Origin of the sequence: Bacillus cereus group sp. MG16 (assembly GCF_040459875.1) — a bacterium.
In the GTDB taxonomy this organism is placed as follows: domain Bacteria; phylum Bacillota; class Bacilli; order Bacillales; family Bacillaceae_G; genus Bacillus_A; species Bacillus_A paranthracis.
In genome coordinates this window covers 2041321-2053671 of record NZ_JARVHE010000001.1, presented here as the reverse complement: position 1 = coordinate 2053671, position 12351 = coordinate 2041321, and the positions used below count along the sequence as shown (strand labels likewise).

Here is a 12351-nt window from a genome sequence, read left to right as displayed (position 1 = left end):
GTAGCTAAAGCTCTCCTATCTTTTACAAAGGATGATGCTAATGTTGTTAATGGCACAAAAAAGCACCGTCACAAGTGACGGCGCTTTTTCTATGTAAGAGCTACTAGAAGGTTCCCTTCTAGTCTACTCCCATTTATAAGTCCAAAATTGTTCCAGTTGCAGCCATTTTAATGTTGCTGCATCTTTGTTTTTGATTTTTACATGCGTTTCTTCAAGCATCGCTTCTGTTTGCGAACGGTGCGCACCTAGTGCAGCTAATTTATGCTCGAATACTTCACTAATATTATTTACAACATCCGGCTCACCTAGTACAGCTTCGCGATTTTTCGTAATCGCAACCGCATGAATAACTGGACGTTCTTCTTTTGACATACGTGATACAGCGCGAACAACAGCGCGGCCAAATGCATCATGATCTGGATGTACGCCGTGCTCTGGATAAAATGTAATAATTCGAGATGGATTTACTTCTTGAATGATCGCTTCAATTTTATCTGCTACGAAATCAACATCTTCAAATTCTAACGTTTTATCATGGAAACCAAGCATTCTTAAGTCTTGAATCCCCATCGCTTCACATGCATCTTTCAATTCTTTTTTACGGATATTTGGAATCGTTTCACGGTTAGCGAACACGTTTTTTCCCATGTTACGTCCCATTTGTCCTAAAGTACCACACGCATACGTTACAGGTACTCCTTGATCTGTTAATAAGCGAATTGTTCCTCCCGCAGCAAATGCTTCATCATCTGGATGCGGAAATACAACAAGTACATGTCTCTCCATAAGTTTCCCTCCTTCTTACTTAAATGGCGTTAAGCTTAACTCAAGCGCTACTGCTAAACGACCTTGATTATCATGCCCTGCTAGTAATAAACGCTCTTTATCGTCTACTTCCCAGTGCGTAATACCTTCAGCATATACCCAGCCGTGATCCATCTTTAAACCAACTCGGTATGGGTTTGTTCCAGTTATTTTCCCGCGCTCAAAGCGAATAATTGCATTTCGAATGAATGCTCCAACTGTCATCATCTTTTCATTAAAGTGTGACGCGTACGCTCCGTTCGTCGTTTCTAAATGAATATATACATCTTTATTTACAAAACGTTCAATTTCATTTTGAATAAGAGAACTATCTTTTACTATTTCCATCGGAATTCACCTCTTTAAACCATTTTACGCAAAAATAATGTAAATTGCTATCTCTATATTAGAGGACAACGCCCACTTTTCCTAATAATTTGCACTGTGTTTCTTCATTTTTTTATATCATATTTGACACTCCCACGGCTAAAGCCGCAAGCTGACTAACGTCAATGGGATTCTTGCTACCAAAGGCGACGTCTATTTCTAGTATCGCTGACGTGCAAGATTGCGGTGTGCCATCACCACTCCGTATCCAGTGCATCTAGCAGATACGGCACTCGTTCTATTACCAAACGAGTCAGATTGTGAGTTCTCAAATGTGTTTTAGCGTCTTGTACTTGACGACTCAATACATTTTACGGAGTAGAAGAATTTGTTACTCCAACCTCATATGTATTCTGTTTTCAGAGAACAAGATTGTTTTAGAGACTTTTACTTGTCTGTTATGAAAATCATACCATTTCAAATACTTGATGTACAGAACATACTTTCGGTATTTTATCTGTACATCGCATTTGACCTCACTATCATCCACCCCTAAAGGGGGTACTATCGCAACGTAGTGGGCTTTCCTATTCGGAAAATCTGTAAAATCATCATTTTTTCCTTCACTTTGTTAAATAGTTTTCTTTCTTTTTTGAATTTGCTACAATATAAATTATGCAGAAGGATGCATGTTTACAATTGAATACATACTTTAAAGAAGGTGACATGATTGGAACAATCAGCACATGAAGTAGCAAATTGGCAATATTATTTTGCAATTGCCGTATTTTTAGTCACGTACGGATTTATTATTTCTGAGAAATTGAATCGTGCTGTAATTGCACTATTTGGTGCTGCTATTATGATTATTTTTGGAATTGTAGATTTACACGCTGCTTTCACATCACATATTCAATGGGAAACAATCACCCTTTTAATTGGGATGATGATTCTCGTACATATTACGAGTCAATCAGGCGTCTTTGAATTTGTGGCCATTAAAGCAGCGAAGGCAGCTGGCGGAAAACCAATCCGCATTTTATTATTGCTATCCCTATTAACTGCTGTCGGATCTGCATTTTTGGACAACGTAACAACCGTTTTATTAATCGTACCTGTTACACTGTCCATTACACGTATTTTAAAAGTAAACCCTGTTCCTTATTTGATTTCAGAAGTATTATTTTCAAATATAGGCGGAACAGCAACATTAATCGGTGACCCACCTAATATTATGATTGGATCAGCAAATAAGCATTTAGACTTTAATGCCTTTTTACTTAACTTAGCTCCTATCGTAATTATTATTTCTATCGTTACACTTGGCATTATTTACTTCATGTATCGCAACAAACTAAAAACAACAACTGAGCAAATTAAAATATTAATGGCATTGAACGAAAAAGATTATATTAAAGATCAAAGCCTCCTTTTAAAATCGATCACGATTTTGGGACTAACTATTTTAGGCTTTGTACTTCATTCGATTATTCACGTAGACGCTGCCGTTATCGCGATGACAGGCGCTACACTTCTTATGCTAATCGGCGTGAAAGAACATGATATTGAAGATGTATTTGCCCACGTTGAATGGGTAACTATTTTCTTCTTCGCTGGACTATTCGTTCTCGTTGGCGGATTAATTGATATCGGACTTATTTCTTCACTCGCAAAAGAAGTACTCGACGTAACAAACGGTGATATTGGTTTCGCTGCCGTACTTATATTATGGGTATCAGGCATCGCATCTGCGACAATTGATAATATCCCCTTTGTCGCAACGATGATTCCGCTTATTCAAGATTTAGCTACAGGACTCGGACTATCTGTCGATTCTCCGCAAATTGAAGTACTATGGTGGGCATTATCACTTGGAGCTTGCTTAGGAGGAAACGGAACGTTAATCGGAGCATCAGCAAACGTAGTCGTTGCTGGTATTGCTAAACGTGAAGGACATGCTTTCTCTTATATGGACTTCTTAAAAATTGGTTTGCCGTTAACAATCATTGCATTACTATTATCACATGCTTATATATATTTACGTTATTTAATGTAAAAGTTGTAGTGCATGAAATTATATCGACGATTTTTAAAATATATCAACAATTTTCTAAGTATATCGACGATTCGACAGACAATATCGACTTACCGACAAATAACGACAACGAAAAAGGTATGTAGCGCTAAACTGCATACCTTTTTTCGTTCACCAAAATATACCGATAATTGCTAATCCACCTAAAATCATACCACCAATTTGTCCAATGATTGCTGGTGATAGTTGAACACCTTTCCTCACTTCAACAACCGGTCTTTCGTGCCTTAGTTGCTGCACTTCGCTTTGCAATTGATGTACACTTCCGTGCAATTCTTTAATTAACTCCTTTAATTCAGCGACCTCTTCATTTACTGGTTTTGCTTTTTCTAAATTCATCTCACATAGCTCCTTATAAATGCAATCAGTACACTGTAAAAATTCGCCAATTATTATTATATCTCCTGCATACTACATATATAATTTCGAATGTACTTTCTAACCTTGCAGCTCTATCCATTCATCCCGCAATATCCCCATAATCATGCGATCAAAACACTTCCCATCTCTTTGCACAGCTTCTCTCATACAGCCTTCCATTTGAAAACCCATCTTTTTATACAACTCAATAGCAGCTTTGTTATAAGAAATAACATCAAGACCGACACGGTGTAAATTCAATTCATAAAAAGCATACTTTAAAATAAGATGGATTGCTTCTCTTCCATATCCCTTACCTCTATTATTTGCATCTCCTATACCAATTGCTAATAACCCTGTTCTGTTATTCCACTCTATGCCATGAATTGCAACAAAACCAATTAAACGATCATCTTGAACTGTCCTCAACATGAAAGATACACTATTCGATCTCCGTCCTTTTAATAGCCCATCACTTGCTATTTCATTTAAAGATTGCGGGAATGCTACATCTGTATCAACATTTCTTAAATACTCACTATCTTCTTGCCACATAGCCATTACTTCAACATCTTTTTCTCTCATAGCTGATAATTTAATCGTTTTATTTTGAAAAAGATTCATCGTCATTTCAAACTCCCCCTTTATTAAATAACGGGGATAATTATTCGAGCCTATTTACCCCCTCGTTTCATAAACGGGATATTTACAATAAGCGCTGACATTGGCACATCTCCTCTACGTTAAATTAAATTCATTGTATAATTTTTCATTTATTCTAACAATAAAAAAAGACCCTCTAAATTTAGAGGATCTTCCTAACGACGAATCGATATTATTTCGTAAACATTTTCTCCGCTTCATCCATTGCCATTTTGTTACCTAAAGCAGAATAGTCAAGCCATGGTTGGTCATTAATAATGTATACGTGCTTGCCTTTAACAGCTTTTAAGTCTTTCCAAATTGGTGTTTCTTGAAGTTGTTTAAATGCAGCTTTTGCCTTATCGTCTCTGTTTACAACAACGAAAATAGCATCTGCATCAAAGTCAGGTAATACTTCTTGTGAAATGACTTCGAAAGGACGGTTTCCATCGATTTTCTCTACACCATTTGCAGGTTGTAATCCTAAGTCTTGGAATAAAATTGGTCCCATCGGTCTTTTCGTACTAAATACACGTAATTCTTTTGCAGTAACGCGAATTGCCATTACTTTTTCGTTATTACCTAGCTCTTTATCTATTAAACCTTTTACTCGTTTTGATTGCTCTTCGTAATCTTGAATATATTGATCCGCTTCTTTCTCACGGTTTACAAGTTTACCAACTTGTTTTAAATGGTCTCTCCACGTACCTTCATCTAAATTGAAAGTATGTGTTTTTGCAATTTTTTCGTATTTCGCTACATCTTTACCCGCGTATTTTTCATCCACATAAATGTCAGTAGGCTTTAATTGAAGTAATGCTTCCATATTCGGATCAGTTACAACACCAAGTTTTTTCGTATCTTTCAGTTGTTCTTTTGCATGTGGTAAGAAATCTTTTAAATCTCCACCAATTACAGAACCTACTGGTGTAATTCCTAATGCAAGTAAATCATTTGTTAAATGAATAGACATTGAAGCAATTTTTGGGTCATTACTTTTTTCCGTTTTTTTCGTTGCCTCTTCATTAGATTTCGTTTGACCACATGCTGCTAATACTAAAATACACATGATGCTAAATAAAATAGTAAGTTTCTTTTTCATATGTTCTCCTCTTTGAAGTATTTATTTTGTTTTTGTAAGTAAATAAAGAAAATACGGTGCTCCTAATGCGGCCACTACTACACCAGCTGGAATAGAATTTGGCTCAAATATAGAACGACCTATCGTATCTGCTAGTACTAAAATAATCATTCCGATAATACCAGCCAGTGGAAGGAAATGTTGATAGGTAGTACCTACTAACTTTCTGGCGATATGCGGAGCAACTAAACCGATAAAGCCAATTCCTCCTGTCATCGATACACTCCCGCAAGATAATCCAACCGCTGTAGCCAAAAGTAATAATCGCTCTTTTTGAACGGAAACACCAAGTCCTGCTGCTACACTATCACCTAGTGACAATGCATTTAACGTTTTAGATTTTAGCCATGCATACGGGGTTAGTATGAAAATCCAAGGTAATAATGCTAGGACATGAATCCACTCCCTCCCCCACACGTTACCAACTAGCCATCTAGAAGCGAATGTATATGTCTCATCATTTAACTTGAGAGAGAAAAATAACGAAATTGCACTAAAGCCAGCTGAAACCGCAATACCAACGAGAATAAGTCTAATGGGAAGTAAGCCTTTTGACCGATCACTCGCAAGTAAAATAATAAGAAATGCAGCTAATACTCCTCCGCCAAATGTAAATAACGGTATTAATATCGATGCATTCTCATTAATAGAATGAAAGAAAGTAACGAATATAATTAGCCCGAAAGATGCACCTGAATGCAATCCAAGAATACCAGGATCGGCCAACGCATTCCTTGATAACCCTTGCAAAATCGCACCGGAAATCCCAAGGCCAATACCAGCTAACATTGTGATTATAATTCTTGGCATACGATAATCGTATAGCACGGTTGCACTCTCAAAATCACCATAACCGAAAAGCGTTTGAATTACTTTGAGCGGTGCAATGCTAAGTGTCCCCGTATTTAAGCTAAGCAAAATGACAGCGATACCAATACAACCAAATATAGTAGTCACAGTAATAACTCTCTTCTTATCTGTGTTTAAAATCTTCTTCACTTACAACTCCCTCCCAACTTTACGTGCTATATAGAGGAAAAACGGAACTCCAATGAGAGCTACCATAATCCCTATCGCAAGTTCTTTAGGAGGGTTTACTGTTCTTGCCCCTAGGTCAGCTAAAACTAATAACATAGCTCCTAATAATGCTGACATAGGAATAATGAGTCGATAATTCACACCAACTATTTTTCTAGCAATATGCGGGATAACGAGTCCTACAAATCCAATAGAACCAACAGCTGAAACAGAAACACCTGCTAGAATAACTACTATAATCATTCCAAGTATCCTCGTTCGATTCGTTTTCACACCTAAATTCGTAGCAACATCATCCCCCATTGATATGAGTGAAATAGACCGCCCTAACACTGTCGCAAAAACAATCGTTATAAAAATAATAGGAACTAAAAATTTCAAGTGTTCCCACTTAACTCCTGCAACACCACCAGCGTACCAAAACGCTAAATCTTGACTTAAGTCATAATAAATTGCAACACCTGAACTTAATGAATGTAAAAGTGCTGCCATAACTGCCCCAGCGATCGTTAACCTCATCGGTGTTAATCCGCCTGCTGTTGCTGATCCGATAATAAAAATGAGTACTGTACTTAAAACCGCTCTAATAAAGGAAACAACCATCAAATAGGAATACGGCATATGCGGGAAAAAGGCAAAACTAAGTGCTACTACAAACATCGCACCTGCATTTATGCCAAGCACACCTGCATCAGCTAAAGGATTTCGTGTTACTCCTTGCATAACAGCGCCAGCCACTGCAAAAGCCGCTCCTACAACTGCTGCGCCAATTACCCTTGGGAGCCTTAATTCGTAAATGATTTGATGCTGTGTTAATTTCGGATTGTAATCAAAAACCGCTGCCCACACCGTTTGCAAATGAATATCCTTTGCACCAAATGCAACGGCCAAAAATATAGATCCAATTAAACATATAATTGTTAAGCTCATAAAACATATAAACTTAAGATGCATCCAGCAGTTATTGCCAGCACGTATAGTAGACTTATGTAACATGTTTCATTTCATCCTTTATATTCAGTTGATTTTTATAATTATTTTTAATTTATAATCATTACTGATAATAATTATCATTTTCATTTAGATATTATATCCCTACTTTTTTTAAATAGCAAACTATTTTTTTACTTCTTTAAATATTAAAATGCTTATTACAATTCCTTTCTAAAACTTACACATACATGAAAAATAGACTACTGGATTATTTTTAAAATTGTAGTATACTTAGTCATTATTTTGAGTTTTCTAACAAAAATATCGAAGGTGACACAATGTTCTATATAAAACAACTACTACACTTCACTTATGAGCAAGCATTATCTTGCTTATTCCCAGTCGTCATTTTTTTAACACTAGCTCTTTCAAAACTCATAATGATTCCAGGTTTATATCGGTATGATTTCATACTTATCGTATGTCTTCTTATGCAGTTGATTATGTACAAGACTGGACTTGAGACGAAAGACGAACTAAAAGTAATTACTGTTTTTCACTTTATCGGGCTGCTACTAGAAATATATAAAGTACATTTCGGTTCATGGAGTTATCCTGAAGAGGCATATGCGAAGGTTTTTGGAGTTCCGCTATACAGTGGTTTTATGTATGCAAGTGTTGCAAGTTACATATGCCAAGCTTGGAGAAGATTGCATTTGCAAATGCATCATTGGCCGAGGGCTATTTTTGCCATACCGCTAGGAGCAATGATTTACTTTAATTTTTTCACACATCATTTTCTATATGACTTTAGATGGGTATTAACTGTCCTTTTATTCATCGTTTTCTTTCGGACATTTGTGGAATTTTCATTACGAGGCGTTACATATAAAATGCCACTCGTTCTCTCCTTTTTCCTTATCGGATTCTTTATTTGGATTGCCGAAAACATCGCAACATTTTTCGGAGCATGGCAATATCCAAATCAACGAGAAGTATGGAATCTCGTTCACTTAAGCAAAATTAGCTCATGGTTTTTACTCGTTGTTATTAGCATTATGATTGTTACACAACTTAAACATTTGAAGCAGTTGAAAAAATAATGCTGATTATGTAAAAACAAAAAAACACTCTCATTATCTGTCGTACTTACTTTCGTCTTTTTTACTTTTAAATCACTTCCTATTTTTCTTTTTAAGGACTTTTCCAATCATTTTTCTCTATCCTGCTCAACCTCTTCTTGTAAGCTTGTAATTTTCTTCTGTTACATCTGTGCCCTCATATTACAAAGAAAAAAGACAAAGCATCGAATAATCAGATACTTTGTCTACAGTCCGAGGTTGAGAAAGTATTTTCTCAACCTTTTTATTCGTTGTTTTTATTTTCACTCCATATTTTCTACATTTAAACACTTAGTTTCACAGTAATAGCCTTTGCCGCCAACATAAACCTTTTCTATTTCATTCTTGCTATTGGTTGCTAATTTAACTAATATTTCAGAAGGCGATTCCAAAGAATAACCTTGTTCAAATACATAGACTTCTTTTTGCAAGTTGTGCTGTTCATGAAGGTAGCAAGCTAATGCACCATTTGAAGTTCCAGTCGCTGCTTCTTCATTAATGTCGTATAGTGGCGCAAAATTCCTACATATAATTCGATCGTCATTAAAAGTATATAGATGCATCCCGACAACATTATAATACTTGCTGATTTCTTTAATTTTTTCAAAATTAGGTTGCAGTGCATGTAATCGTGTTTCGTTTTTTATAGGAACTAAAATATCTTTTAAGCCCGTGGAGACAATTTGGATTGGGTATGTATTGTCTATATCTTTCATGTCAAAACAGTCGATGAACTCGTTTGGAGATATAACATCATAGAATATCGGATTGTTTTGTTCCATGAATATGCTGTCATCTTTTATAGTAATAGTAAGAACACCGCTGTTCGTTTCAATTGTATAGCGATTCCTGAAAAGTTTATTTAAATGTATCAGTATCGCGAAAGAGCCAATTGTAGCATGACCACATAAATCAACTTCTTCTTTTGGTGTAAAATACTCAAATTTATAATCCGCAATTTCAGATTCTGATATAAATGCGGTTTCCGCATAACCCAGTTGTTTGGCTATTGCCATTTTTTGAGTAGTGGTCAATGGATTCTCAATAAATACCACTCCTGCTTTATTTCCGCCTTTATGATCCTTACTAAATGCACTTGCAACATAAACAGATATTTTCATAAGATACCTTCCTCACTTATAGTAAGTTGTAGCATAGAAAGCACTACGTATAAATCTTGCATAAAGCAAAAGACAAACTATTTTTTAGCATCTGGACTCTCCAAAATAGCTTATCTACAGTCTGAGCCCATCACTCATTAGAAAGTGACGGACTTTTTTTAGTAATATTTTTTAAACCATCCTTATCAAAGGACTTATAATTTACAAAAGCATAAGCAGTTGCACATTATGAACTACTACTAGCAGAAGCAGTTGCTACAGATGAAGCGGCAATCGTTGCCATCATAGCTGCCTGTTGTGCTTGTATGAGGACTTCTATCATTGTTTGTAAACCTGTGTTGGTAGCTTTACTTTCCTCACCTTTTTGACTTACGAATAGTTGAATAGCAATAAGAATATTCGTATCTGTATGCCAACGGAACAATTTCTCTCCCTGCAATTTTTCAATCAACGCTTTAACAGAATGAATCTCTTTTTCTCCATCCTCAAGTAACGCTAGTAGCCCGATAGCTGGATAATGCATCTGTTTCACTTTTACCTTTTCTTGTTTTAACAAATTCCATATGTTTGTACATGTTGCAACTAACATTTCTTCACGGACATCCTTCTTTAGTGAAAGGATATGACTTAGAAATTGAAGATCATTCCCTTTACGCAGACCAGCTTCCGCTAGTTTTTTATAAAGACGTTCCACTCGGTCCATAAGCTTGTCTACATTCTCTGATTGTCCTGCTAGTAAAACCGCGAGCGGGTAATCATTTGTACCTGTAAGAAAAAGATGATCCTCTTTCATGCGTTTATATACTTGCATCGAACGCTGAATGTGCGTGCTATGCTGTTCATTTTCTTCTGTTAAAAGCACAGCTGCTGCGAGATAAGTAAATATACTCCGGCTAAAACCAACAGCAACCAATTGTTCATATAAATCTAAAAAACTTCGAAAAGCTTTCTTATAATCTGTAAAGTGAATATCTAATGTTGCGGCCACTACAAAGCGATGATAAGACTTTAAGTATGAAAACATCCCTACCTCATTCTTAATATAGCTACTAATTTCTAAAAAACGTGCGAGATCAAACAATCTATCACTACCTGCATACATAGCAGCAATCATCATTCCCGTTCGAGAATCACTCGTTTTCCATTTTAGTTCGCCCTTTAACTGTGCATATGTATATGTATATTGCTCCAACTTTTGTTCTAATGTAATCATAGTATTCACCCCTATTTCTAATTCTTCTCTTTTATTATACGCATATTCCATATTTAGGAATACTATAATTAATAATCCATCATAAAAATAATAATTTTTTATCCCTATATATTGGTTTTTCGCCCTTCTTCATCAGCATCACGATGATAACCCCTAATCCTTCAAGAAGTTATACAAAAAAGGTAGATAATAATTTATCTACCTTTTTTGTATATATTATTTAACATTACACCTGTATTGCTTGTTATATGCAATTCAAACTAAAGAACCTTAATAATACGTTCCATCGCCTTCATTTGCCCAATATGATCTGCTTCATGATAAAGCATCATACCGTAAAGCTCACCAACTGTTTCTAGTCCTAAGAATGGCTCTGGCAGTTTATTCTCAAATGCTTCTGCTGGAATTTCTTTAATACGTTTTGCTTGGTCTTTTAATTGAGTCGTTAATACTTCTAATGATGGTCCTTCTGTTGTCCATCTAGACGGTCTTGACCCATACCCAAACATACCTGGATATTCCGTTGGTAATTGTTTAAACTCTCTTCCGAACATGAAAGTTTCTGCTGCTGTTAATACATGACCAATATGCCAGCGAATTGTATTGTTAAAGCCATCCGGCTGCGTATCCAAAGTTTTATCGTCTAGCGTCTCCATAAATTTAAGCAATTCCCCACGCGTTATTTCAAATTGTTTTAAACCAACTAGTCTATTCATTTTATCGTTCCCTTTCTCCATGTTCAATTTATTATGAACTAAAAATGTTCAATTCGTTAAGGTTTTACCTTGTTTAATCTATCAGAAACAATGAAAAAACACATCTAATATGCTTATTAAAAATAATAAAAAGGTTCACTCCTCGTCAATATAGAATTACTTACTGCACAAATATTTTAATAAACAAAAGAGGAGTGTTAATTTCATGTTACATATTTTAAAACAACAATATAATCTCATTAGCTCTACAAGAGAAACTCTATTCACATTTTTAGAAGGAATCCCATTAGAAAAATTACATAGTACTGTTCCAGATTTCGGAAACGGTAGCATTATAAAGACACATATTCATGTAGCCGATTGCTATCGATACTGGCTTGGATCATTTGCATTCAAACAAAAACGAGAAGATTTTTCATTTGCTAGTGATGATGAAATTGAGCATGCAGATGTAGAGAAAGTCCGTGCTAGATTTAAGTTAGTAGATGAGACTGTACAACGGTTTTTAGAGGAATACAACGACCGATGGCTCGAAAATATAGCAAATGAAGTAAAATGGCAAAAAGAGCCTTGGAGCATAACTCCGCTATGGCTTTTAACTCATACGGAAACGCATGAATTTCACCATAAAGGACAAATTGTATCTATGGCTCGTCACCTTGGATACACTCCTCCTAATACAGATCTTAATCTTAATTAATTCAATCGTTCAAACAAATGAATTACTATAACTATCGTTAGCAGTCCTTATATATATGGAAAGGCTCTTCATTCTTTTTGATGTTATTTATAGTTTTGCAATTTTTTTGCGGCACAAACTTGTAATATATTTTAATTATG

General features: G+C 35.6%; 13 protein-coding genes. 3 read left to right on the top strand and 10 right to left on the bottom strand.

All coding sequences use genetic code 11. The features are described from left to right. Positions 1-123 precede the first annotated feature (123 nt). Together bshB2 and QCI73_RS10535 are read right to left on the bottom strand one after the other, a co-directional pair. Positions 124-786: a bacillithiol biosynthesis deacetylase BshB2 gene (gene bshB2 / locus QCI73_RS10540; RefSeq protein WP_000439477.1), complete on the bottom strand. Its 663-nt coding sequence runs from the start codon at positions 784-786 to the stop codon at positions 124-126. A gap of 15 nt (positions 787-801) precedes the next feature. Further along, on the bottom strand, positions 802-1152 hold the full coding sequence (locus QCI73_RS10535) for a YojF family protein (RefSeq protein ID WP_000407039.1): 351 nt from the start codon (positions 1150-1152) through the stop codon (positions 802-804). A 709-nt stretch (positions 1153-1861) separates the two neighbouring features. Between QCI73_RS10535 and QCI73_RS10530 the strand changes: the two genes are divergently transcribed. Next, positions 1862-3187, top strand: a complete 1326-nt coding sequence (locus QCI73_RS10530) for an ArsB/NhaD family transporter (RefSeq protein WP_262726259.1) — start codon at positions 1862-1864, stop codon at positions 3185-3187. A gap of 150 nt (positions 3188-3337) precedes the next feature. Here QCI73_RS10530 and QCI73_RS10525 read toward each other — a convergent pair whose 3' ends face one another. The 5 genes from QCI73_RS10525 to QCI73_RS10505 all read right to left on the bottom strand — a co-directional run bounded on the left by QCI73_RS10525 (position 3338) and on the right by QCI73_RS10505 (position 7403). After that, positions 3338-3565, bottom strand: a complete 228-nt coding sequence (locus QCI73_RS10525) for a coiled-coil domain-containing protein (RefSeq protein ID WP_001047301.1) — start codon at positions 3563-3565, stop codon at positions 3338-3340. Positions 3566-3664: 99 nt separating this feature from the next. Further along, the gene (locus QCI73_RS10520; protein WP_000178479.1) at positions 3665-4216 is read right to left on the bottom strand and encodes a GNAT family N-acetyltransferase; all 552 of its coding nucleotides are present in this window, start codon (positions 4214-4216) and stop codon (positions 3665-3667) included. 205 nt (positions 4217-4421) lie between these two features. Next, positions 4422-5330 carry an iron-hydroxamate ABC transporter substrate-binding protein gene (locus QCI73_RS10515; RefSeq protein ID WP_000728195.1) on the bottom strand — a complete coding sequence of 303 codons (909 nt, stop codon included), beginning with the start codon at positions 5328-5330 and terminating at the stop codon, positions 4422-4424. A gap of 21 nt (positions 5331-5351) precedes the next feature. After that, the gene (locus tag QCI73_RS10510; RefSeq protein ID WP_353822866.1) at positions 5352-6368 is read right to left on the bottom strand and encodes a FecCD family ABC transporter permease; all 1017 of its coding nucleotides are present in this window, start codon (positions 6366-6368) and stop codon (positions 5352-5354) included. Continuing rightward, positions 6369-7403 (bottom strand): FecCD family ABC transporter permease, encoded by a 1035-nt coding sequence (locus QCI73_RS10505; RefSeq protein WP_353822865.1) that lies wholly within the window; start codon positions 7401-7403, stop codon positions 6369-6371. It abuts the gene before it with no gap. Positions 7404-7678: 275 nt separating this feature from the next. Here QCI73_RS10505 and QCI73_RS10500 point away from each other — a divergent pair, with 275 nt between their 5' ends. Beyond that, a complete protein-coding gene (locus QCI73_RS10500) occupies positions 7679-8443 on the top strand; it encodes a DUF817 domain-containing protein (protein WP_353822864.1) in 765 nt (254 codons plus the stop codon). A gap of 281 nt (positions 8444-8724) precedes the next feature. Here the strand turns inward: QCI73_RS10500 and QCI73_RS10495 are convergent, their stop codons facing one another. From QCI73_RS10495 to QCI73_RS10485, 3 genes are all read right to left on the bottom strand, one after another. Then, entirely contained in the window at positions 8725-9582 is an 858-nt protein-coding gene (locus tag QCI73_RS10495) for a PhzF family phenazine biosynthesis protein (protein ID WP_353822863.1), read from the bottom strand. Between the two features lie 226 nt (positions 9583-9808). Further along, complete coding sequence (locus QCI73_RS10490; protein ID WP_353822862.1) at positions 9809-10846, bottom strand: DUF4003 domain-containing protein; 1038 nt, start codon at positions 10844-10846, stop codon at positions 9809-9811. Between the two features lie 209 nt (positions 10847-11055). Continuing rightward, on the bottom strand, positions 11056-11532 hold the full coding sequence (locus QCI73_RS10485) for a DinB family protein (RefSeq protein WP_353822861.1): 477 nt from the start codon (positions 11530-11532) through the stop codon (positions 11056-11058). A 184-nt stretch (positions 11533-11716) separates the two neighbouring features. Between QCI73_RS10485 and QCI73_RS10480 the strand changes: the two genes are divergently transcribed. Further along, positions 11717-12211 carry a DinB family protein gene (locus tag QCI73_RS10480; protein WP_262726267.1) on the top strand — a complete coding sequence of 165 codons (495 nt, stop codon included), beginning with the start codon at positions 11717-11719 and terminating at the stop codon, positions 12209-12211. Positions 12212-12351: the final 140 nt, after the last annotated feature.